The organism is Solwaraspora sp. WMMB335 (genome assembly GCF_049179075.1).
In the GTDB taxonomy this organism is placed as follows: Bacteria; Actinomycetota; Actinomycetes; order Mycobacteriales; family Micromonosporaceae; genus Micromonospora_E.
Window position 1 is genome coordinate 1,862,295 of the sequence record NZ_JBMHMF010000001.1, and the last position, 22,991, is coordinate 1,885,285.

A 22,991-nucleotide genomic window follows, 5' to 3' on the forward strand; every position below is an offset into this window, starting at 1 on the left:
TTCAGGCGGCGGGTCGGGCCGGCGCCACCGAGTCCGGCTGCCACCGCGACTGGCCGCATCGCGGATCGTGGCGGCAGGCGGGGTCGGTACGGCTGCACAGCCGCAGGTTGCTGCGCCGCTCGCCGTAGCTGGTGGGTTCCAGATCGAAGTGCACCGGCCGCAACGTCGCGTCCGGAGAAACCAGCAGATAACGGCCGGGGTCGAGAGTGTCGTCCGGCAGCAGGCAGCGACGCTTGACCCGGCGGGCGAAGGTGGCGAGCACCAAGGTCTCGGACAGTTCCTCGGGAACGGCATAGCAGTCGACGGTCACCGGGAACTCGCCCGCTCCCTGCCAGACGTCGCAGAGAACCACCCCTTCTGGCAGCTCTCCGTCGATCCCGGGGCCGAGCGCCACGACCGGGCGGTCGAGGATCGCCGCGAGCGTCGCTCGGATCTTGCCGGCGGCGAGCGGCCCGTCGAGGGACCAGTTCCACAGCGCCGTGCAGAACGGTGCAATCGCCATACGATCATGTTGACGCCGCGCACGCATCCGCGCGGCCTGTGTTATCGCTCCGTGACCATTTGAGTTGCGTTCTGACACACCGCCCCGCCTAAAGTGGCGGGACACGCGAGGTGACCTCGGCTGATCGTTGATGCAGGGACGGTGCATGGACAGGGACGGTGCATGACGGTGACGACGAGTAAGCCTCTCATCGTGCTCGACCGGGTCAACAAATGGTTCGGTCCGCTGCATGTGCTCGACGACGTCGACCTGCAGGTCGACCGGGGCGAAGTGGTGGTGGTGATCGGTCCGTCCGGCTCGGGCAAGTCCACTCTGTGTCGTGCGATCAACCGGTTGGAGCCGATCAACTCCGGCACGATTCTCTTCGACGGCCAGCCGCTGCCGGCGGAGGGCCGGGCCCTGGCCCGGCTGCGCAGCGAAGTCGGCATGGTGTTCCAGTCGTTCAACCTGTTCGCGCACAAGACGATCCTGGACAACGTGACGCTCGGTCCGGTGAAGGTGCGCCGGGAGAAGGCGTCGGTGGTGCGAGAGCGCGCCATGCAACTGCTCGACCGGGTCGGCATCGCCAACCAGGCCGAGAAGTTCCCCGCCCAGCTGTCCGGCGGGCAGCAGCAGCGGGCGGCGATCGCCCGGGCGCTGGCGATGCAGCCCAAGGCGATGCTGTTCGACGAGCCGACCAGCGCGCTCGACCCGGAGATGGTCGGCGAGGTGCTCGACGTGATGACCTCGCTGGCCCGCGACGGGATGACCATGGTCGTGGTCACCCACGAGATGGGTTTCGCCCGGCACGCCGCCAACCGGGTCATCTTCATGGCCGACGGCCAGCTCGTCGAGGACGCCCCGCCCGCGGAGTTCTTCGGTAACCCGCGCAGCGACCGGGCCAAGGACTTCCTGTCGAAGATCCTCACCCACTGATATTGCCTCCAGACGCACCAACGCCCATCCATCGTGGAGTCGGTCGTGACCCGGCGGACTTCCCATCGCAAAGGAGAACACCGAGCAATGCGTATCTCACGCGTGGCAGCGGTTGCCGCGGCAGCCGTGTTGGCGCTGTCCGTGGCGGCCTGTGGCGACAATGGGGACGGCGGCGACGGCGGTGAGAACCCCGACGTGGCGAGCCCGAGCTTCGAGGCCGGCACCACCATGGCCCGGCTCAACGAGGAGCAGAAGATCGTCGTCGGCACCAAGTTCGACCAGCCGGGCTTCGGCCTGCAGGGGCTCGACGGCAAGCCGGCCGGGTTCGACGTGGAGATCGCCAAGCTGATCGCGGCGGAGCTGGGCATCCCGGCGGACAACATCGAGTACGTCGAGACCCCGTCGTCGGTCCGCGAGGAGGTCCTCGAGCAGGGCCGGGTGGACATCGTGGTGGCCACCTACACGATCAACGACACCCGCAAGGAGCGGATCGACTTCGCCGGGCCGTACTACGTGGCCGGCCAGCACATCATGGTGCGTGCCGACGACGACTCGATCACCGGCCCGGAGTCGTTCGAGGCCGGCGACAAGAAGGTCTGCTCGGTGCAGGGCTCGACGCCGGCGGAGAACATCCAGCAGTACCTGGCCAACCAGGCCGAGCAGCTGGTCCTGTTCGACATCTACGAGAAGTGCGTGGAGGCGCTGCGCGGCGGCCAGGTGGACGCGGTCACCACGGACAACGTGATCCTGCTGGGCTTCATCGCCGAGAACGAGGGCGAGTTCAAGCTCGCCGGCGAGCAGTTCACCGACGAGCCGTACGGCATCGGGGTGGCCAAGGGTGACGACGCGTTCCGCGACTTCATCAACGACACCCTGGAGAAGATCTACGAGGACGGTTCGTACGCCGCCGCGTGGGAGGCCACCGCGGGCGCGTTCGACGACAACACCCCGACCGGTCCCCCGGTCGACCGCTACTGAGCCGTCCGGTCACGATTGATCATCCGGCCGGTCCGGGCCGATCAGGGCCCGGACCGGCCGCTATCGGCCCCGAAACCCGCACGGTCGCGCCCGCAGGTCGGTATCGGAGAAAGGTCTCCGCGTGAGAGTGCTCGTCGAGTACTTCGACGTCTTCGTCGGAGGTTTCTGGCTCACCCTTCAGCTGTGTGTGCTGTCCGCGACGGGCGCGCTGCTGATCGGCACGGTCATCGCGATCCTGCGGATCTCGCCGGTGCCGCCGCTGCGTTGGCTCGGTACGGCCTACGTGACGGTCTTCCGCAACGTGCCGTTGACCATCGTGATGTTCTTCTCGGCCTTCGGGCTGCCGGCGCTCGGGTCGAACGCGGACTTCCTCCGGATTCCCGGCCTGAGTACGATCTTCTCCCGGCTCGGCATCGACCTGCCGTACTTCCGGTTCGCGATCATCGCGCTCAGCGTCTACACCGGCGCGTTCGTCTGCGAGGCGCTGCGCAGTGGGATCAACGCGGTGCCGCCCGGTCAGGCCGAGGCCGCCCGGGCGATCGGGCTGACCTTCACCCAGAACCTGCGGCACGTGGTGCTGCCGCAGGCGTGGAAGGCGGCGATCGTCCCGCTGGGCAGCGTCATCATCGCGATGATCAAGAACTCGGCGCTGGCCGGCTTCTTCGGCGTCGTCGGCGACCTGTCCAACTCGGCGCAGAACCTGACCAGCGCCCTCGGTGAACCGATCATCCCCGTGTTCATCGGCATCTCGATCGGATTCCTGATCATGACCGTACCGCTGGGCATGCTGCTCGACCGGATCGAGGCGCGCCGGGCGGTGGCCCGATGAGCCAGCAGACCGTCCTGTACGACGCCCCCGGCCCCCGGGCCCGGTTGGTCACCCTGATCGCGAGCGTGCTGTCGGTGGTCGCGGCGGCGGTGGCCGGCTACTTCCTCATCTACCGGCCGCTGGCCGCCCGCGACCAGTTCACGATGGACAAGTGGGGTCCGCTGATCGACCCCGGCAACGAGGTCTTCGCCCAGGTGTGGCGGCTCATCGGGGACGGCTTCACCGCCACGCTGACCGCGGCCGGCCTGGCGATCGTGCTCTCCCTGCTGCTCGGCACCGCGCTGGCCGTGCTGCGCATCCAGCTGAAGGCGCTGATGCGCCGGCGGTTCACCGGTCTCGCCACGCCGCTGGCGCTGGCCCTGCGAGCGGCCAGCTGGCTGCTCAACGCGGTGAGCCGGTTCTTCGTCGAGGTGTTCCGCGGCCTGCCGGTGGTCATCACCATCTTCTTCGTGGCGCGCGGGCTGCCCGAGCTCGGCCTGGAGATCAGTCTGCCGTTCGGCCACGAGATGCTGCCGTACCTGGTGCTGGGCCTGACCATCTACAACATGGTGGTGATCGGCGAGATCCTGCGTTCCGGCATGGAAGGACTCCCGTCCGGGCAGGGGGAAGCCGCTTCGGCGATCGGCCTGACGTCGTTCCAGACCACCAGGATGATCCTGCTGCCCCAGGCGTACCGGATCATGCTCCCGTCGTTGATCAGCCAGCTGATCGTGGTGCTCAAGGACACGTCGCTGGGCTTTATCATCGGCTACCAGGAGACGCTGCTGGTCGGTCGGACGATCATCCAGAACCTGCGAAACCCGATCCAGGTCTACATCGTGATCGGGGTGCTGTTCATCGCGGTGAACTACCTGTTGTCCAAGCTGGCCGAGTCGGTGCAGCGGACCTTGGCACGTGGACGCCGTACCGCGCAGGTCCGGCCGGTCGCGCCGCCGCCGTCCACGTTGGCCGGTCAGCAGGCCGGCACCGGGCCCGCCGGCACCGCCGGTGGCCCGCCGGCGGCAGGCGGCACCAGCTGACCGCATCCCCCGGCGGTCCTGGACTGATCGTCGGACAAGCACGAGACAAATCGTCGCGGCGAGTCCAGGATCGCCGGGGGTTGGCGTCGGTCAGCGGGCGATCTCGGTGACCCGGGACTCGCGGACCACGGTCACCCGGATCTGGCCCGGGTAGGTCAGTTCCTCCTCGATCTGCTTGGCCACGTCGCGGGCCAGCACCGCGGCACCGATGTCGTCCACGTCGTCCGGCTTGACCATGACCCTGATCTCCCGGCCGGCCTGCATCGCGAAGACCTTTTCGACACCGAGCTTGCCGGCGGCGATCTCCTCGATACGTTCCAGCCGCTTGACGTACGCTTCGAGGCTTTCCCGCCGCGCCCCGGGCCGGCCCCCGGAGCACGCGTCCGACGCCTGGGTCAGCACCGCCTCGATCGTCTGCGGCGCCACCTCGTTGTGATGGGCTTCGATGGCGTGCACGACGTCCTCGGTCTCGCCGTACTTGCGGGCCAGATCCGCGCCGATCAGCGCATGACTGCCCTCCACCTCGTGGGTGAGCGCCTTGCCGATGTCGTGCAGGAACGCGCATCGCTTGATCAACGGAATGTCCAGGCGCAGCTCGGCGGCCATCACACCGGCGATGTGCGCGGTCTCCACCAGGTGCTTGAGCACGTTCTGCCCGTACGAGGTCCGGTAGCGCAACCGGCCGAGCAGGGTGACCAGCTCGGGGTGGATCTCGGTGATCCCGACGTCGACCAACGCGTCCTCGGCGGCCCGCTGGCACAACAGCTCGACCTCCTGTTTCGCCGACTCGAAGACCTCCTCGATGCGGTGCGGGTGGATACGCCCGTCCAGCACCAGCTTCTCCAGGGTAAGTCGTCCGATTTCCCGGCGTACCGGATCGAAACAGGACAGCAGCACTGCTTCCGGAGTGTCGTCGATGATCAGGTTGACCCCGGTGACGGACTCGAAGGCCCGGATGTTGCGGCCTTCCCGGCCGATGATGCGGCCCTTCATCTCGTCGCCGGGCAGGTGCAGCACACTGACCACGCTTTCGGCCGTCTGCTCGCTGGCCACCCGTTGGATGGCGTCGACCACGATGTGCCGCGCCCGTTGGTCGGCGGTGTTGCGAGCCTCGGCCTCGATGTCGCGGACCAGGATCGCGGCCTCCCGCTTGGCCTGGTTCTCGATCGCCTCCACGAGTTCGCCGCGAGCGGCCTCGGCGGTCAGGCCGGCGACCCGCTCCAGCTCGCGTTGCCAGCGCTGCTCGGCGGCGGCCAGATCCGTCTCGCGGGCAGCCAGCGCGCTCTTGCGTCCGGCGAGCTCGGCGGCGGTCGCAGTGAGCCGCCGGTCCCGTTCGGCGACCCGGTCGGCCTCTTCGGCGTGCAGCCGTTCCCGTTCGTCCATCCGCTGGCTGCGCCGGTCCAGTTCGACGGACTGTTCCTTGACGGTCCGGGAGAGCATGGCGATCTCCCGCTCGCCACCGCGGCGGGCGGCGGCGCGTACCTGCTCGGCTTCGGCCTCGGCCTGCCGGTGGGCACGCTCCAGGATGGTGTCGGCCTCGGCCCGGGCCGCGTCGAGCACCCGGCGGGCCTCGGCCCGGGCGGCGACGGCTTCGGCCTTGGCGGCAGCCGCATCGGTACGGGCCGTGGCGGCTGCGGTCTTGGCCTGTTCCACAGCGGCGGCGGCCTCGTCGGCGGCGGTTTGCAGCGCGGCCAGCGACCGTTCCTGGCGATCCCGGGCGGCGACGAAGGCCGGGTCGTCCTCGGCCGGCGGTGGCTGCGGATTGGGTAGGGCGAGCCGGCGTAAGGCCCGCGCGCCGAGAACCAGACCCGCCAGCACTAGTCCGGCGAGTGCCGCGACGACGGCCAGTAGCCCCCACTCCAGCCCGGTCATTCCGACACTCCGGGCATGTCTCCGCCAGCGTGTCCCGCCGGCTTCCTGCGCTGCGCCACGACCGCCTCCAGTCCGCCGCTGTCCGCCCGGAGTCCCTCGCTCCGGACGGCCACGGCTGTCGGAACACCGACCGTGGCGGACTCACCGTCGACCGCGCACGGCACCTCGCGGTGCCTAGCGGGCAGCGGCCGAGGGCCACTGTGGCATGCCATGATTACCGGACCGGCCCGCCCGGTGACGAGATATCTGGCTGCTGAGCTGCTGCGAAGTGATGCCGTACTGTTATGCGATCTATGTTGCGCGGTTTGCCTACGACGGATCGGTTGTTCGTCTGTAACGCGAGGCTAGGTCGCGAGGGGCCGTTCGGTCAAGAACTCATGATCGGACCGACACCGGAACGTAGGGCATCGGAACGCTTACAGCCAGCTTATCGCGCTCAGGATGCGACGGGATGAGTCGGAAATTTGGCACATCCTGCGATGGACCCTCGTCCCGTCAGATGGACCAACCCTGTCCAGTATCCGGGTCCAGTGCCTCGCCGATCAGCGCGTCGGCGTCCACCGCGGCGGTGAAGTCGGCCGCCTCGGCGGACCGGGCGGCGAGCGCCTCCTGGACCACGGGGACGGCGATGCCCGCCGGATAGCCCTTGCGGGCCAGCATCCCGACCAGTCTGCGGAACAGCACGTCGGGCGCCCCGCTGGCCGTCCGCAACTTCCGGTCGACCAACAGCCGGGCGGTGTCCCACTCGGTGGCGTCGTCGAGCCCGTCGAGGGCGTCTCGGGCGGTCTCCGGATCCACCCCGCGTTGGCGCAGCTCAGCGGCAAGGTTACGGCGGGCAAGCCCGCGGCCGTGATGGCGGCTGGTGACCCAGGCCTGGGCGAACGCCGCGTCGTCGATCATCCCGACCTCGTCGTATCGGTCGAGAACCGAGCTGGCGGTGGCCTCGGAGATCCCTTGGCGGTGCAGCACGGCCGCGAGCTCCGCTCTGGTCCGCGGGCGTGCCGCCAACTGTCGCAGACAGATGTCCCGGGCCCGCTGCGCCTCGTCCGTGGGCTGGGCGGCCCCGCTACCGGTGCTACCGCTACCGGTGCTACCGCCGCTCGCACCGGTGCCGACATGAGCGCCCGCACCCGCACCGAGCTGGTGCCCTGTCCCACGAGGAGTGCGTGGACGGGACGGAGCCGCGTCCCAGCCCCGTCCCGTCCGCGCGCCTCGTCGTCGCGCCATGTGGATCGCCGGCCTGCTCAGAAGTCGACCGGCGGCAGCTCGGGCCCGCTGGCCTCGTCGGCACCGAGCATGCCGACGCCGAGCTTCTCCAGGATCTTCTTCTCGATCTCGGCGGCCACATCGGGGTTCTCCCGCAGGAACTCCCGGGCCTTTTCCTTGCCCTGGCCGAGCTGGTCGCCGTCGTAGGTGTACCAGGCGCCGGACTTACGGATGATCGACTGCTCGACACCGACATCGATCAGCGAGCCCTCCCGCGAGATGCCTTTGCCGTACATGATGTCGAACTCGGCCTGCTTGAACGGTGCGGAGACCTTGTTCTTGACGACCTTGACCCGGGTCCGGTTACCGACCACGTCGGTGCCGTCCTTGAGGCTCTCGATCCGGCGGACGTCGAGCCGCACCGACGCGTAGAACTTCAACGCCCGCCCACCCGTGGTGGTCTCCGGTGAGCCGAACATCACACCGATCTTCTCCCGGAGCTGGTTGATGAAGATCGCGGTGGTCCCGGTGCTGTTCAGCACACCGGTGATCTTCCGCAGCGCCTGGCTCATCAACCGGGCCTGCAGCCCGACGTGGCTGTCACCCATCTCGCCCTCGATCTCGGCCCGCGGCACCAGCGCCGCGACCGAGTCGATCACGATGATGTCCAGCGCACCGGACCGGATCAGCATGTCGGCGATCTCCAGCGCCTGCTCACCGGTGTCGGGCTGGGAGACCAGCATCGCATCGGTGTCCACACCGAGCGCCTTGGCGTAGTCCGGGTCGAGCGCGTGTTCGGCGTCGATGAACGCGGCGATGCCGCCGGACCGCTGCGCGTTGGCCACCGCGTGCAACGCGACCGTGGTCTTACCGCTGCTCTCCGGGCCGTAGATCTCCACCACCCGGCCGCGCGGCAGGCCACCCACGCCGAGCGCCACGTCGAGGGCGATGGACCCGGTCGGGATCACCGCAGTCTGGATCACCGGCCGCTCGCCCAGCCGCATCACCGATCCCTTGCCGAACTGCTTGTCGATCTGCGCGAGCGCCAGATCGAGCGCCTTTTCCCTATCGGGCACTGCCGCCATTGCTGCCACCCCTACGTTCGCCGACTTACCGGGCGTCTTGGCCGAGCTTCTCGTCACCTGGGTCACGCTAGGCGCTAGGTCCGACAGAAAACAGCCGACCGGCCGTTGCCTGTGGATGAGCACCTTGCTGTGGACGATAGCCGAACAGGTGTACGACTGGGGTGGTCGACACGCCAGAAACTTCCACTGCTCAGCGCAGTCGGAAGAATGCACAGAGTTCGATTCACAAGGAGTCACTGAAATAGAACCTAAAGTCAGCGGCACTCGCGTGGTCACCCGTACGAATGAACCGACCATCAGTGCAACCGGGACGGCACCCGGTCCGGATAGGCGGCGCACACGGCTCGCCACACCGACGCCGTTTCCTCCCCCGCCGCCAGGGCCTGGGCGATCGTGCGCCCACCCAGCTGGGCCAGCACCTGATCGGCGGCGATACTTCGGGCGTACGCCGGGCCGAAGGCCTCTTCCAGCCGCGTCCAGAAATCCGTCAACCGCATTCCGGCTCCTCCTGCCAGCGAGCCACCGTCCGCGTCACCCGCCGGCCGGTACGTCGTCGTCGGCCGCCGCCCGGGGCACCGCGCCGGCCGGCGGACCGGACAGCGGTTCCGGCACCGGCCGCAACGCCAGCCCCAGCAGCGGCACCGTGGCCAGGGCGGCCAGCATGGTGAGCACGCCGTAGCCGGCCAGCCCCACGATGACGCCGCTGACAGCGCCGGCACCCGCGCCACCCAACCCCATCAACAGATCGGACAGGCCCTGCGCCGACGGCCGGACGTCCGCCGGCACCGACTCCGACAGCAACGTCGACCCGGCCACCATGGTGCCCGACCAGCCCAGCCCGAGCAGCACCAGACCGACCACCAGCCGTACGGTGTCGTGGCCGGCGGTGCCCGCGACGGCGCAGGCGGCGAGCAGCAACACGATGCCACCCAGAATGACCGCCCGCCGGCCGGCCCGGTCGGTGAGCCAGCCGACGACCGGGGCGAACGCGTACATCCCGGCGATGTGCAGGCTGAGCACCAGCCCGACGACCGGCAGCACGTCGCCACCGGAGTGAGTCTTGTCGATATGTACCGGCGTCATGGCCATCACGCCCACCATGACGAGGTGCCCGACGGCCACGGCGGCGATGCCGAGCCGGGCGGCCGGACTGCCGCTGATCACCGCGAAGGCGAGCCGCAGGCTGCGGTCGGGGCGCCCACCGGCGGACGACGACCTGCCCGGTGCCGGATCTGCCCCCTCGGCGGCACCGGCGCGGGCCGCGGTTTCCCGGGCTACCAGCAGTGGGTCTGGCCGCAGCAGGATCAGCAGGACCACCGCGGCGGTCAGAAACGCCACGGTGCTGAACACGAAGGGCCCGGACAGCGACGGCAGCCCGACCCCGCTGACCGTACGGCCGGCCCACGACGCCAGGTTCGGAGCGGTCACCGCGCCGATGGTGGTCGCCCAGACGACCAGCGACAGTTGGCGTCCACGGCGTCGCGGCTCGGCCAGATCGACCGCGGTGTACCGGGCTTGCAGACCGGCGGTGGTGGCACCGCCGAACAGCAGCATTCCACCGAGCAGCAAGGGCACCCAGCCCAGCACCGCGGCGACCACCACCACTACGCTGCCGGTCGCCCCGACCAGGTACGCCAGAACCAGACCGGGGCGACGGCCGTACTCGTTCATGATCCGCACGACGGGTACGGCGAGCAGCGCGCCGCCGACCACCGAGGCGCTCTGCGCCAGGCCGGAGATGGTGACCCCGCCGAGGCGGGCGGCGAGCAGCCCGCCGACCGAGATCCCGATGGTGACGCCGATGCCGCCGATCACCTGGGTCGTCGCCAGCAGCCGGAGGGTACGCCGCTGAATCCGGGCGGTGTCGACGGCGTCGTCCGACGGCGATGGCGACGATGTGGCGATGGCGGTCATCAGCGCCCCAGGGGTAGGCGAGGTCGGGCCAAGGTCATCCGGCGAGCAGCTCGCCCGCCACCGTGAGATCGGCTACCAGGCCACGGTAGGCGGTCTCACGGTCGTCGGCGCGCAGCACGGCGGAGGGATGGATGGTAGCCACCACCTGGGCGGGGCCGACAGGGAAGTCCTGCACCCGTTGCGCCGAGTCCGGCCACGGCAGTGCCCGACCGCGCGACTGGGTGACCCGGAACGACGGCCCCAGCAGGGCTCGCGCCGCGGTCGCCCCCAACACCACGACGACCTCCGGGCGCAGCAGTGCGAACTCCGCGACCAGCCAGGGCCGGCAGGCGACGATGTGCACCCGGTCCGGTGTCTGGTGGATGCGGCGACCGCCGCGCTGCTGGAAACGGAAGTGCTTGACCGCGTTGGTCAGATAAATCTGATCGACCGGGAGCCGGGCGTCGTCCACCGCCCGGCGCAGCAGATGCCCGGCCGGGCCCACGAACGGCAGTCCCTTGCGGTCCTCGACGTCACCGGGCTGTTCACCGACCATCACCACCCGGGCGTCGGCGTCGCCCCGGCCGAACACCACCTGGCTGGCGTCGCGGTACAGCTCGCAGCCCTGGCAGTCGGGCGCGGCGGCACGCAGGTCGGCCAGGCTACGGGCGTCGGTGGGGACGTACTGGTCGGCTCCGGCGGTGGTCTCGTTCACGGTCACGGGTCCTTTTTACCCGGTGGCGGATTGCCCGGTGCGTCCGGATGCACGCGCCGGCCGGCGTCTCACCGGCCGATGCCGGTGGACCGCGCGGGGCGCAGCGCGTCGCGCACCGCTACGGCCAGTTCGTCGACCCGGTCCTCGGCAAGACGGCTGACGGTGATTCTGATGCCCGGCGCGCTCCGCAGCCGGTAGCGGGCCCCGGGCGAGACGGTGAATCCGGCTGTCTGCAGCGCGGTCACCGCGTGGACCTCGTCCACTACCGGCACCCAGACGTTGATCCCGCTGCCGCCGTGACTGGTCACCCCGTGACCGGCGAGTGCGGCGCGCAACACGTCCCGGCGGCGCTGGTAGGCGATGCCGGCCTCGGCCACCATGGCGGTGACCGAGGGATCGCACCACAGCTGCCCGAGCAGCCGCTGCAGCACCGTGGAGACCCAGCCCGACCCGATGCGCATCCGACCGGCCACCCGGCTGACCGTGGTCTCGTCGCCGGCCAGCAGGGCGACCCGCAGATCCGGCCCGTACGGTTTGCTGGCGGAGCGGACGAACGCCCACCGCGGTGTCGCGCCGGCCAGCGCCTGTGGCGGTCCGCCGGAGAGTTCGGCGGCGTGATCGTCCTCGATGAGCAGGACATCGCGCCGCTCGCGCAGCGGTCGCCGCAGCGCGTCGGCCCGTGCCGCGTCCAGGGCGGCGCCGGTCGGATTCTGCGCCCGGGTGGTGATCACGACGGCCGACACGCCCGCGGACAGCGCCGCCCGCAGGCCGGCTTCGGTCGGGCCGTGCTCGTCCACCGGCATCGGCACCGGGGTGAGGCCCAGCGCTGCGATCAGGTCAAGCAGGTTGGCCCAGCCGGGGTCCTCCACCGCGACCCGGTCACCGGGGCGCAGATGGCCGGTGAGTAGGCGTTCGATCCCGTCCAGCGCGCCGCTGGTGACGGTCAGGGTGGCCGGGGGCAGGCCGTCGTCGGCCAACCGGACCGCAGCGCACGCGGCGAGATCGGGCAGCAGGCCGGCGTCGGCATAGCCCTGGCCGGACGGGGCGGCGGCCAGCTGCCGGGCGACCGCGGCGAGGTGCTCCGCCAGCGGCGGCAGCAGCAGCGGATCCGGCTCGCCGGTGGACAGGTCGAGGCTGCCCGGCGGGGTCGGTGCGGCCGGACCGGTACGGGCCACGGCGACCGGCGGGCGAGGGCGGACCCGGGTGCCGCGCCGGCCGTCGGTGTCGACGATGCCGCGCTGGCGCAGCGTCTGGTAGGCCTTCGCGACGGTGGCCGGACTGATTCCGAGGGCACCGGCGAGCGTACGCACCGCCGGCAGCGGCGCGCCCGGCACCAGCGCACCGGTACGGACACCGGTCTCGACACTGGCCGAGATCTCGGTCGCGGTCGTACCGGTTGGCTGATATTGTTCTGCCACAATCACTGAATTGTACTAGAACAAAACTGGGAGGTCGAGTGTATCCCGCCACCACCCGGACCACCGCCGCACGCGACCGCGGCCGGGTCAGCTACCGACGCGCCGAAGCGCACCGCATCCTCGACGAGGCGTACCACTGCTGCCTGGCCTTCGTCGTCGACGGCGCACCGCGGGCGCTGCCCACCCTGCACGTACGCATCGACGAAACCCTGTACCTGCACGGCTCCACCGCGAGCACCCCGTTGTTGGCCGCCCGCGATCGGCACGGACTCGCTGTCTGCGTGGCCGTCACCATCCTCGACGGCCTGGTCTACGCCCGCGCCCAGGCCCATCACAGCGCCAACTACCGGTCGGTCGTCGTGCACGGCACGGCCCGGCTGGTCGGTGACCCGGCCGACAAGCGGCGGGTACTCGACGCGCTGATCGACAAGGCGGCACCGGGCCGGGCCCCGGACAGCCGCCCAGCGACGGGCCGGGAGCTCGCGCAGACGGCGGTACTCGCCGTCGCCCTCGACGAGGTGTCGGTCAAGACCCGCGCCGGTGACCCGAGCGACGACGAGGCAGACCTGGCACTGCCGTACTGGGCCGGGGTCCTGCCGTTGCGCACCGTCGCCGACCCACCACAGCCCGCTGCCGGGGTGACCGTCCCGACGCCGGGCTACCTCACCGCCTCGGCGCCGGTGGCGGCGACCGCACCGGTGCGCTCGGCCCGGCCCCACACCGACGTAGCTGAGGCGGTGCCGTGACACACACCTCGAACGGCGAGAATCCGCTCGCCAGCCGGCTGACGGCCGGGTGAGGATGAGCGCCATGCTCGGTATCACCGACCTGTGGACGTACGTCCTGGGCACCGTGGCCATCGTCCTGCTACCCGGGCCGAACTCGCTGTTCGTGCTCTCCACCGCCGCCCGGCGTGGCGTGCGGCGCGGCTACCAGGCCGCCTGCGGCGTCTTCCTCGGCGACACCGTGCTGATGGTGCTCGCCGCCGCCGGGGTGGCGTCGCTGCTCAGGACCCATCCGGTGCTGTTCACGATGATCAAGTACGCGGGCGCGGCCTACCTGGGCCTTGTCGGTCTCACCATGCTGCGCTCGGCCTGGCGGCGCTGGCGGCGCCGGGACGACCCGGACGCGCCGCGGCTGGTCGACGCCGCCGAACCGGCCGCGGTCCGCCACCCGTTCCGTCGGGCTGCGGTGATCAGCCTGCTGAATCCGAAGGCGATCCTGTTCTTCGTGTCGTTCTTCATCCAGTTCGTCGATCCGGGATACTCGCATCCGGCCCTGTCGTTCCTGCTGCTCGGTTCGATCGCGCAGCTCTGCAGCCTGGTCTACCTGACCACGTTGATCCTCACCGGGACGTACCTGGCGTCGCAGTTCCGCCGGCGCCGCCGGCTCGCCGCCACGGCGACCAGCGGGGCCGGAGCGATCTTCGTCGGATTCGGCGTCAAGCTGGCCACCGCGAGTGCCGGTGCCGTCTGACCGCTCCCGGCCCGGCCGTTGATCGCATTCCGTCCGGCCCTGCCATCGCATCCGGCCCGTTCATCGCATCCGGCGGCCCCGGGCGACGGTGTCGGTCTCGTCGTCGAATTCTCCGATGACCTCCTCCAACAGGTCCTCCAGGGCGACGAAGCCGACCGGTCGGCCGGCGCCGGCACCGTTGGTGACCAGCGCCAGTTGGGCCTGATCGGCACGCATGGCGGCCACCGCCTCGGTGACGGTGGCCGTCGCCGGCAGGGTGAACGGGCGGCTCATCAGCGATTCGGCCGTCAGGAGCCCGTCGCGGCGGTGCGTCTGCGCCCCGCCACCGGCGTTGTCACCGGCGTTCGCGCGCACCGCGTCGCGGACGTGCACGATGCCGATCAACGCGCCGTCGTCGCCGGAGACCACCAGACGGGAACGGCCGGTACCCCGGGACAGTTCCTCGATGCGGTCCGCGCTGTCGGTGCGGTCGACCGCCACGATCTGCTCCACCGGTTGCATCACGTCCGCGACCGTGGTCCGCTCCAGCTGGAGCATCTTGGCCAGCAGTTCGTGCTGGTCGGCCGGCAGCAGCCCGTGCTCGCGGGACTGTTCCAGCAGCATCCGCAGCTCCTCCGGGCCGTGCACCTGGGCGAGCTGGTCCTGCGGCTCGACCCGGAACAACCGCAGCACCGCGTTGGCGATCGCGTTCAGCCCGGACAGGATCGGACGCGACACCCAGGCGAACGCCCTGAACGGCAGCGCGAGCAGCATCGCCGAGCGTTCCGGGTGGGTGATGGCCCACGACTTCGGCGCCATCTCCCCCACCACCAGGTGCAGGAACACCACGAGCGCCAGGGCGAACAGGAACGCCACCACGTGGCTGGCGGCAGATGGCAGGCCGACCGCTTCCAGGCCCGGTGCGACCAGCCGCTCCACCGCCGGTTCGGCGAGCGCGCCCAGCCCCAGCGTGCAGACGGTGATCCCGAGCTGCGCCCCGGCGAGCATCAGCGACAGCTCCCGGGAGCCGTCCAGCGCCGCCTGGGCCGCGCGGCTGCCCGCACCGGCTGCCTGCTCCAGGCGGTAGCGCTTGCTGGCGACCAACGCGAACTCGGCGGCCACGAAGAAGCCGTTCAACGCGAGCAGCACCACCGAGGTGAGGAGCGCCCAACCCGCGCTCACACCACCACCTCCATGCGGACCGAGTCGGCCACGTGCCGGTCCACCGACAGCACGTGCAGCACGGCCCGGCGTCCCCCGTCGCCGCCACCGCCTGCCGTCGCGGCGTCGTCGAGACTGATCGAGACGCTGTCGCCCACCTGGGGCACCCGACCCAGTTCCCGCATGACGAGGCCGGAAACAGTGTCGTACTCCGGTGCCGCCGGCAACTCGACCCCGGTGGTGTCGGCCACCTCGTCGATCCGCCAGCGCGCCGGGACCAGCCACGAACCGTCCGGTTGCCGAGCCGGCGCGGGTTCCGGCGGATCGTCCTCGTCACGGATCGGTCCGACCAGTTCCTCGGCGATGTCCTCCAGGCTGATCACGCCGGCAAAGCCGCCGTACTCGTCCACCACGCAGGCCAACTGGCGATGGCCCTTGCGTAACCGGTCCAGCACCGCCGGCAGCGGCAAGGTCTCCGGCACCAGCAGCGGCGGGATCATCACGGCCGCGACCGTCGTCGCGGGCCGCCGCGCCGGCGGCACGGTCAGCACGTCGGCGATGCTGGCGATCCCGACCACGTCGTCGACGCCCTCGGCGCCGTGGACGGGAAAGCGGGAGTGCCCGGTCTCCAGTAGTTCGACCAGTTCGGTGACGGGTGCGTCGACCCGGACCACGTGTACGTCGACCCGGGGCACCATCGCCTCGCCAGCGGTCAACTGGCGAAAGTGCAGTCCCCGGTCGAGCAGCATGGACATGGCCGAGTCCAGGTGACCTTCCTGCCGTGACTCGGCGATGATCTGGCCCAGATCCTCCGCGGTGGCACCGCTGGGCAGTTCCTCGATGGGCTCGATGCCCACTCGGCGCAGCAGGCGGTTCGCGGCCAGGTCGAACAGCCGGATCACCGGGCCAGCCACCGCCAGGTAGAGCAACGTCGATCGACTCAGCGCCCGGGCGAGCGGCACGGCCCGGGCGATGGCCAGGTTCTTCGGGGCGAGTTCACCCAGCACCATCTGCACCACGGTCGAGATGATCAGGGCGAGGGCGACGGAGACGGTCAGGCTGGCCGAGGGCGGTACGCCGGCACCGCCGAGCAGGCCGGACAGACCGGCCCCGAGGTACGGCTCGGCCACGTAGCCAACCAGCAGCGCGGTCACCGTGATGCCCAACTGGGCGCCGGAGAGCATGAACGACAGCCGACCGGTCACCTGCAACGCCCGGGCGGCGGCCTGGTCGCCCCGCTCGGCCAAGGTGCGCAACCGACCGCGGTCCACCGCGACGTAACCGAACTCCTGGGCGACGAAGTAACCGGTCGCGATCGTCAGAACAATGATGAGAAATAGGCCGAAGGCGATCAGCACGGGCGGCTCAGCGCTCCGACCGGCTGCTGCGGCGGAAAGTACGGAAGCCGGGTCCCACCCGGCTGGCTACTACTGCCCTCCGGGGCAGAAGCATCGGTCATGGCCCGGATTATATAGCGGTTTTCGCCGGCAACGCCGCTGCGTACGGTGCCGTCCGGCGGGCGCGGCCGATCGCCGCCCGGCTACCTGTCCTCGGCGAGGTCGTCATCGTTCATCGCGACCGCCTCGTCGGTGACGAGCAGATCGCGACGGACCAGATCGGCCCGGTACGCGGCCCGACCGATCATGTGCGCGGCGACCGGTGCCGTCGTCATCTGGAAGACCGCGATGAGCGACAACGTCGCCAGCTCGGTTCCGCTGTCCAGCCGCAACGCGACCCCGCTGAGAATCAGTAGCAGTCCCAGCACCTGCGGTTTGGTGGCAGCGTGCATCCGCGAGGGCACGTCCGGGAACCGCAGCAGCCCGATACTGGCGGCGACGCTCAACAGCGCCCCGCCGATCAGCAACCCGCCAGCCGCCACGTCGGTCAGTCCGGTCACCGTCGTTCCCCCTGCCGCCGCTCCACCTGCCGCCCGGCCGGCGCCGACCGGGCCGCGACGAACCGCACGATGCTGACCGATCCCACGAAGCCGAGCAGCGACAGCACCACCAGCACCGGCAGTGTGGTGGCATGCCGGTTGACCGCGGCCTCGGCACCGAGGCCGCCGAGAATGACCGCGATCAGCACCTCGGCCGCGACGACCCGGTCCAGCAGGGACGGACCGCGGACCATCCTCCCCACGGTCAGCAGCGCGGCCACGCCGAGCGCGACCGCGACGATGACGGCGACGATGGTCATCCGGTACCTCCTGTCGTCGGCGCTGACGGATCCAGCTCGTGTCGATCCAGCAGGCGCACCTCGTCAACCGAGCCGACCGCACGCACGATCCTCGCCTCCAACTCGAGCACCTTCTGCCGCGCGCGTTCGACGTCCCGTTCGTCGGCCACATCGAGCACGTGGACGTAGAGAACGGCGCGGGTGGCGTCGGCCTCCACGATCAGACTGCCCGGGATCAGCGACAGCGCCTCCGCGGTGAGCGTCAGGTTCAGATCCGTACCGACCCGTAACCGGACCGCGATCACCGCGCTGCGCGGAACGTGCCACCACCGCACCGCCGTCCAGGCCACCTGTGCGCTCGCCACGAACAGGTCGGTCAGGAAGCGGACCAGGAAGTGAAGCATCGCCAGCGGCCGGACCCGGCCGTCGAACGCCACCGGCGGCAGCGGGAACGCCGTCACCACCGCCGCCGCGACGAGCGCGCCGCCGACCACGTTGCCGATCGTGAACTCGCCGTAGAACAGGTTCCACAACACCACCAGCACCACGATCGCGGTCACCTGGTTGCGCCACCGGGAGCCCTTCGAGACCGGACTCATCGCGCACCTGCCACCGGCCGCAGCACAGCTTCGACGTACGGGGTCCGCTCCACCAGGTTCGCCGCCGATTCCGAACTGACCCCGAAGATCGGCCCGGCGAGCAGGGTCAGCGTCAGGCCGAGTACGACCAGCGCGGCGGTCGCGCCGACCAGCAGCGGCGGCATCGGCTCCACGGCGACCGGCCCGCCGGCGGCCGACGGGATGGAGGCCGAATCGGCCGGCGGTACCCCGGGGGACGCTCCGCGGGCAGACGGCACGCCGGACAGCCTCCCGGTGCCCCACAGCCTCCCGGTGCCGGACAGGCCAAGCGGCTTGGCGGGTTCGGCGCCGCCGACAGCGATGCTCGGCGCGGGCTGGCGCCAGAAGGCGAGGTTCCACACCCGGGTCATCGCGTACAGGGTGAGCAGGCTGGTCAGCGCGCCACCGGCGACCACCAGCCAGGCCAACGGCGTGCCGTCGGCGACGCCGGCCTGCAGCAGGCCGAGCTTGCCGAGGAAACCGGAGAACGGAGGGATGCCGGCGAGGTTGAGCGCGGGCAGAAAGAAGAGTACGGCGAGCGACGGAGCGCGGGCCAAGCCGCCGAGACGTTCCAGATTGGTACTGCCACCGCGGCGTTCAACCAGACCGGTGGCCAGGAACAGCGTGGTCTGGATGGTGATGTGGTGCACCACGTAGAAGATCGCGCTGGCCAGTCCGGCGACCGAGCCGAGGGCGATGCCGAACAGCATGTATCCGATGTGGCTGACCAGGGTGAACGACAGCAACCGCTTGATGTCCGACTGGGCGACCGCGCCCAGGATGCCGACCACCATGGTGAGCAGGGCGACCACCAGTAGCAGGTCACCGGTACGCCCGCCCGGAAACAGCAACGTTTCGGTGCGGATGATCGCGTACACACCGACCTTGGTCAGCAGCCCGGCGAAGACGGCGGTGACCGGGGCCGGGGCCGTCGGATAGCTGTCCGGCAACCAGGCCGACAGCGGGAAGACCGCCGCCTTGATGCCAAAGGCGAGCAGCAGCATCAGCTGCAGCACCAGGCGCAGATCGTCCGGCAGCGCGTCGAGCCGCCCGGCCAGTTGGGCGAGGTTGACCGTACCGGTGGCCGCGTACACCAACCCGATCGCGGTCAGGAAGATCACCGAAGACAGGATGCTGACCACGACGTACGTCGTTCCGGCCCGGATCCGCACCTCGGTGCCGCCGAGGGTGAGCAGCACGTAGCTGGCACCGAGCAGGACCTCGAAGCCGACGTAGAGGTTGAACAGATCACCGGAGAGAAACGCGTTGGTCACCCCGGCGGTCAGAATCAGGTAGGTCGGGTGGTAGATCGCCACCGGTGTGCTCTCCCGACCGTCGGCGCGCCCCTCACCGATGGAGTAGAGCAGCACGCACAGCGTCACCGCGGTCGAGACCACCAGCATCAGCGTGGCCAGCTGGTCGGCGACCAGCACGATGCCCAGCGGTACCGGCCAGCCGCCGACGCGCACCACCTGGGGCCCGTCCATGTGCGCGGTGACCAGCAGCGCGAGTGCGACACCGAAGGTTGCGGTGAGCGCGGTCACGCTGGTGATCCGCTGGGCCCGCGGGCGCCGGGCCAGGACCAGGGTGACGCCCGCCCCGAGCAGCGGCAGGATCACCGGCAACGGCACGAGACCGGTCATCGGCCCGCATCCCCGGTCGCACCGACATCGTCGGCATCCTCGGCGACGTCCTCGGCGTTCGGCCCCTGGTCCGCGACGGCACGGCGCACGATCAACCGGTCCTCCAGATCGTCCTGGACCTCGTCATGACCGAACAACAGCCAACTGCGGTAGGCCATCGCCAGCAGGAAGGCGCTGAGGCCGAGGGTGATCACGATCGCGGTGAGGATCAGCGCCTGCGGCAGCGGGTCACTCATCCGTTCCGGCGGAGTGACCTCGGAGATCGGTGCCCGGCCGGCCCGGCCGCCGAGCAGAATCAGCAGGTTGGCGCCGTTGCCGAGCAGGATGACCCCGAGCACGACCCGGGTGAGGCTGCGTTCCAGCAGCAACGTCACCCCACCGCCGAAGAGCACCCCGACGAGCAGGACGAGGATCAGACTGGGCGCCATGTCAGCTCCTTGGCCGGACCGGATCGATTCCGGCCCGCGCCGGATCGGGTGGCTGGTCGTCGCTGTCGTGATGGCGGCCGGTTCCGCCGGCGGGCGTGTCGTCCACCTCGACGTCCGGTTCGGCCGAGCGGGCGATCTGCCGGTCGACCTCGGCGCCGAGGCTGCGGAGGATGTCCAGGACCAGCCCGATCACGATGAGGTACACACCGACGTCGAAGAAGAGCGACGTCACCAGGTGCACGTGGCCGACCAGCGGCAGGCGCAGGTCCACGATCGCGCTCTGCAGCGCCTGCCCACCAGCCAGCACCGGACTCAGGCCGGCGCCGACGGCGAGGAACAAGCCGGCCCCGAGTACCAACCCGGCGTCGACCGGCGCCGCCTCGTTCAGCTCGTGGCGGCCACCCGCCAGGTAGCGGACGGTCAGGGCAAGTCCGGCGACCAGTCCACCGGCAAAACCCCCGCCGGGGGCGTTGTGCCCGGAGAACAGCAAGAAGATCGAGTAGACGAGGATCGTGTGGAACAGCAGCCGGGTCACGACCTCGAAGATGATCGATCGATGACGGGCCGGCTGGGTGGCTCCACCACGCAGCCAGACCCGTTCCCGTCGCGGTCGCATCGGCTGTCGGAGCGCACCGGTCCGATCACCGGCCGTCGGATCCGCCGGCTTGTCCAGCGCCGTCGACCCGGCCGGCACGGCGGAGGCGGTGGGGGCGGCGAGGGCGGGCCGGCGGGGACCCGGCCCGGTACGCGGGCGCAGGAACACCAGGCTGGCGACCCCGGTGGCGGCTACCACCAGCACCGAGATCTCCCCCATGGTGTCCCAGGCACGGATGTCGACGAGGGTCACGTTGACCACGTTGCGCCCGCCGCCGTACTCGGCCGCCTGTGGCGGGAACGCGTCGGACACCGGTGCCGCCTCGCGCCCACCGACCGCCGTCGATGCCATGCCGGCCACTACCGTGCCGACCACGATGCCGAGCGCGATCCGGGCGTACCGGCTGGAGCGCAGGGGCCGCTCCGAGAAGTACGTCGGCAGGCGGCGCAGCACCAGCACGAAGACGACGATGGTGATCGTCTCTACCAGGAACTGGGTCAGCGCCAGGTCCGGAGCGCCGTGCAGGACGAAGATCAGGGCTGTGCCGTATCCGGTGACCCCGGCGAGGATGACGGCCTTCAGCCTGCGCTGTGCCCGTACCGTGGCGATCGTCGCCACCACCAGCACGGCGGCGACGGCCAGCTGGGCCGGCGTGTCGTACCACCGCCACTGCCCGGCCCAGGGCCGGGTGGCCAGCAACGCGCCGCCCGGGCCGACCACCAGAACCAGCAGGATGATGCCGAGGTACTGGGGCAACGAGCCGCGCTGGGTCGCCCCGGTCACCTCGACCGAGATCCGGTCCAGCCCGTGGGTGACCCGCGCGTAGAGCGCGGCGCCATCGAACCGGGCGGGCAACCGGCGGTGCAGGACCTCGACCGGAGCACGGGCCAGGAACAGCCCGGCACCACAGACCAGGGCGAGTACGGACATGCCCAGCGCCGGGGTGAACCCGTGCCAGAGTCCCAGATGGTAGTCACCGGGTCCGAACAGCTCCGCGTACGGCGTGAGTACCTGGTCGACCGCCGCGGCGAACGGTCCGAGCAGCAGCCCGGCCCCGGCCAGTGCGGCGACCGGCGCGGTGATCAGGGCACCGGCGGGCCGGCTTGCGGTCGGCTCCCGGCCGGGTTTGTCGGCGAAGGCACCCCACACGAAGCGGACGCCGTAGGCCGTGGTGAGCGCTGAACCCAGCACGATCAGGGCGAGCAACGCCGGTTCCGGGGCGAATGCCGTCAGCACCGCCTCTTTGGCGACGAAGCCGAGCAGTGGCGGAACGCCGGCCATCGACGCGGCGGCGAGCACCGCGCCGGCCGCGACCACCGGCATCCGCCGGCCGAGCCCGCTGAGCCGGGTCAGCTCGCGGGTGCCGGCACATCGGTCGACGATACCGACCACCAGGAACAGGGCCGCCTTGGACAGGGCATGGGCGAGCAGCATCGTCACCGCGGCCAGCGCCGCCTGCCGGCTGCCGGCACCGGCCACCACCATCAGCAGGCCGAGTTGGCTGACGGTGCCGTACGCCAGCAACAGCTTGAGGTCCGTCTGCCGCAGGGCGGTCCACCCGCCGATCAGCATCGTCGCCGTGCCGGTCGTCACGATCAGCCAGTGCCATCCCGGATTGCCGGCGTACACCGGGGTGAACAGAGCGACCAGATAGACGCCGGCCTTGACCATGGCGGCCGCGTGCAGGTATGCGCTGACCGGGGTCGGCGCCGCCATCGCCGCCGGCAGCCAGAAGCTGAACGGGAAAATGGCTGACTTGGTCGAAGCGCCGAGCAGGACCAGGATCAGCGCGGTAGCCAGGTACACGGCCGAGGCCGGCGGCGACTGTGCGAGTTGCGACCAACGGTAGGTGCCCGCTGCCTCGCCGAGCATGACGAAGCCGACCAGCATCGCCAGCCCGCCGAGCGTGGTCACGATCAGCGCTTGGGCGGCGGCGCGCCGGCTGGCCCGCCGTTCCGGATGATGCCCGATGAGCAGATAGGAGAAGACGGTGGTCAGCTCCCAGAAGACGTAGAGCAGGATCAGGTCGTCGGCGATGACGAGTCCGAGCATCGCGCCGGCGAAGCCGACGAACACGGCGGCGAAGCGGGCGAGGCCTGGTTCGCCGGGCGTGAAGTAGCGGGCGCAGTAGCACAGCACCAGCGCGCCGATGCCAGAGACCAGCAGCACCATCAGCCAGGACAGGGTGCCGGCCCGTAGCGCCAGGGACAGGCCGAGGTGCGGCACCCAGGGATGTGTCTGTTCGACGGCCGCGCCGTCGCGAATCACCGAGGTGTGTGCCAGTGCCCAGCCGAAGGCCGCGCCTGGTGCGGCGGCGAGCAGGTAGCAGGCGCTTGGACCCCACCATCGGACCAGTACGGGGGCGGCCAGCGCCGTCACGAGATGGACAATCAGCAGGACCAGCACGCACGGCTCCAGGTAGGTGTGATCGCCGGCCGGCACGACCCGGTTCCGGTGACCGGCTCATCCGCCGCTGGTGGTGGAC

Annotated in this window: 22 protein-coding genes; 6 read left to right on the plus strand and 16 right to left on the minus strand. The window is 70.5% G+C overall.

Going from position 1 to position 22,991, the window contains the following annotated elements; translation table 11 throughout:
- Position 1 precedes the first annotated feature (1 nt).
- Positions 2–502: a hypothetical protein gene (locus ACN27F_RS07750; RefSeq protein WP_421431958.1), complete on the minus strand. Its 501-nt coding sequence runs from the start codon at positions 500–502 to the stop codon at positions 2–4.
- Between the two features lie 162 nt (positions 503–664).
- Between ACN27F_RS07750 and ACN27F_RS07755 the strand changes: the two genes are divergently transcribed.
- The 4 genes from ACN27F_RS07755 to ACN27F_RS07770 all read left to right on the plus strand — a co-directional run bounded on the left by ACN27F_RS07755 (position 665) and on the right by ACN27F_RS07770 (position 4,243).
- Positions 665–1,417 carry an amino acid ABC transporter ATP-binding protein gene (locus tag ACN27F_RS07755; RefSeq protein WP_421431960.1) on the plus strand — a complete coding sequence of 251 codons (753 nt, stop codon included), beginning with the start codon at positions 665–667 and terminating at the stop codon, positions 1,415–1,417.
- 87 nt (positions 1,418–1,504) lie between these two features.
- Entirely contained in the window at positions 1,505–2,395 is an 891-nt protein-coding gene (locus ACN27F_RS07760; RefSeq protein ID WP_421431961.1) for a glutamate ABC transporter substrate-binding protein, read from the plus strand.
- 127 nt (positions 2,396–2,522) lie between these two features.
- The gene (locus tag ACN27F_RS07765; protein ID WP_421440040.1) at positions 2,523–3,224 is read left to right on the plus strand and encodes an amino acid ABC transporter permease; all 702 of its coding nucleotides are present in this window, start codon (positions 2,523–2,525) and stop codon (positions 3,222–3,224) included.
- Entirely contained in the window at positions 3,221–4,243 is a 1,023-nt protein-coding gene (locus tag ACN27F_RS07770; protein ID WP_421431963.1) for an amino acid ABC transporter permease, read from the plus strand. The genes ACN27F_RS07765 and ACN27F_RS07770 overlap by 4 nt, the downstream gene beginning before the upstream one ends.
- 90 nt (positions 4,244–4,333) lie before the next feature.
- Here the strand turns inward: ACN27F_RS07770 and rny are convergent, their stop codons facing one another.
- From rny to ACN27F_RS07805, 7 genes are all read right to left on the minus strand, one after another.
- Positions 4,334–6,115: a ribonuclease Y gene (gene rny / locus ACN27F_RS07775; RefSeq protein WP_421431965.1), complete on the minus strand. Its 1,782-nt coding sequence runs from the start codon at positions 6,113–6,115 to the stop codon at positions 4,334–4,336.
- A 495-nt stretch (positions 6,116–6,610) separates the two neighbouring features.
- Positions 6,611–7,342: a regulatory protein RecX gene (locus tag ACN27F_RS07780; protein ID WP_421431967.1), complete on the minus strand. Its 732-nt coding sequence runs from the start codon at positions 7,340–7,342 to the stop codon at positions 6,611–6,613.
- Positions 7,343–7,359: 17 nt separating this feature from the next.
- On the minus strand, positions 7,360–8,406 hold the full coding sequence (gene recA / locus ACN27F_RS07785) for a recombinase RecA (RefSeq protein ID WP_421431968.1): 1,047 nt from the start codon (positions 8,404–8,406) through the stop codon (positions 7,360–7,362).
- 296 nt (positions 8,407–8,702) lie between these two features.
- Entirely contained in the window at positions 8,703–8,903 is a 201-nt protein-coding gene (locus tag ACN27F_RS07790; RefSeq protein ID WP_421431970.1) for a DUF3046 domain-containing protein, read from the minus strand.
- A gap of 34 nt (positions 8,904–8,937) precedes the next feature.
- On the minus strand, positions 8,938–10,320 hold the full coding sequence (locus ACN27F_RS07795) for an MFS transporter (RefSeq protein WP_421431972.1): 1,383 nt from the start codon (positions 10,318–10,320) through the stop codon (positions 8,938–8,940).
- A 34-nt stretch (positions 10,321–10,354) separates the two neighbouring features.
- Positions 10,355–11,014 (minus strand): UdgX family uracil-DNA binding protein, encoded by a 660-nt coding sequence (locus ACN27F_RS07800; protein ID WP_421431974.1) that lies wholly within the window; start codon positions 11,012–11,014, stop codon positions 10,355–10,357.
- 68 nt (positions 11,015–11,082) lie between these two features.
- Positions 11,083–12,432 (minus strand): aminotransferase class I/II-fold pyridoxal phosphate-dependent enzyme, encoded by a 1,350-nt coding sequence (locus ACN27F_RS07805; protein ID WP_421431976.1) that lies wholly within the window; start codon positions 12,430–12,432, stop codon positions 11,083–11,085.
- A 38-nt stretch (positions 12,433–12,470) separates the two neighbouring features.
- Between ACN27F_RS07805 and ACN27F_RS07810 the strand changes: the two genes are divergently transcribed.
- Entirely contained in the window at positions 12,471–13,178 is a 708-nt protein-coding gene (locus ACN27F_RS07810; protein WP_421431978.1) for a pyridoxamine 5'-phosphate oxidase family protein, read from the plus strand.
- 55 nt (positions 13,179–13,233) lie between these two features.
- A complete protein-coding gene (gene leuE / locus ACN27F_RS07815) occupies positions 13,234–13,908 on the plus strand; it encodes a leucine efflux protein LeuE (RefSeq protein ID WP_421431980.1) in 675 nt (224 codons plus the stop codon).
- Positions 13,909–13,968: 60 nt separating this feature from the next.
- Here leuE and ACN27F_RS07820 read toward each other — a convergent pair whose 3' ends face one another.
- The 8 genes from ACN27F_RS07820 to ACN27F_RS07855 all read right to left on the minus strand — a co-directional run bounded on the left by ACN27F_RS07820 (position 13,969) and on the right by ACN27F_RS07855 (position 22,912).
- Positions 13,969–15,069: a hemolysin family protein gene (locus ACN27F_RS07820; protein WP_421431982.1), complete on the minus strand. Its 1,101-nt coding sequence runs from the start codon at positions 15,067–15,069 to the stop codon at positions 13,969–13,971.
- The gene (locus tag ACN27F_RS07825; RefSeq protein ID WP_421431983.1) at positions 15,066–16,406 is read right to left on the minus strand and encodes a hemolysin family protein; all 1,341 of its coding nucleotides are present in this window, start codon (positions 16,404–16,406) and stop codon (positions 15,066–15,068) included. The genes ACN27F_RS07820 and ACN27F_RS07825 overlap by 4 nt, the downstream gene beginning before the upstream one ends.
- Before the next feature lie 182 nt (positions 16,407–16,588).
- Positions 16,589–16,945 (minus strand): monovalent cation/H(+) antiporter subunit G, encoded by a 357-nt coding sequence (gene mnhG, locus ACN27F_RS07830; RefSeq protein ID WP_421431985.1) that lies wholly within the window; start codon positions 16,943–16,945, stop codon positions 16,589–16,591.
- A complete protein-coding gene (locus ACN27F_RS07835; protein ID WP_421431987.1) occupies positions 16,942–17,244 on the minus strand; it encodes a monovalent cation/H+ antiporter complex subunit F in 303 nt (100 codons plus the stop codon). The genes mnhG and ACN27F_RS07835 overlap by 4 nt, the downstream gene beginning before the upstream one ends.
- The gene (locus ACN27F_RS07840) at positions 17,241–17,822 is read right to left on the minus strand and encodes a Na+/H+ antiporter subunit E (protein WP_421431989.1); all 582 of its coding nucleotides are present in this window, start codon (positions 17,820–17,822) and stop codon (positions 17,241–17,243) included. Before ACN27F_RS07840 ends, ACN27F_RS07835 begins: the two co-directional genes overlap by 4 nt.
- Positions 17,819–19,483: a Na+/H+ antiporter subunit D gene (locus ACN27F_RS07845; RefSeq protein ID WP_421431991.1), complete on the minus strand. Its 1,665-nt coding sequence runs from the start codon at positions 19,481–19,483 to the stop codon at positions 17,819–17,821. The genes ACN27F_RS07840 and ACN27F_RS07845 overlap by 4 nt, the downstream gene beginning before the upstream one ends.
- The gene (locus ACN27F_RS07850) at positions 19,480–19,911 is read right to left on the minus strand and encodes a Na(+)/H(+) antiporter subunit C (RefSeq protein ID WP_421431992.1); all 432 of its coding nucleotides are present in this window, start codon (positions 19,909–19,911) and stop codon (positions 19,480–19,482) included. Before ACN27F_RS07850 ends, ACN27F_RS07845 begins: the two co-directional genes overlap by 4 nt.
- A 1-nt stretch (position 19,912) precedes the next feature.
- Positions 19,913–22,912: a Na+/H+ antiporter subunit A gene (locus ACN27F_RS07855; RefSeq protein WP_421440042.1), complete on the minus strand. Its 3,000-nt coding sequence runs from the start codon at positions 22,910–22,912 to the stop codon at positions 19,913–19,915.
- Positions 22,913–22,991 lie beyond the last annotated feature (79 nt).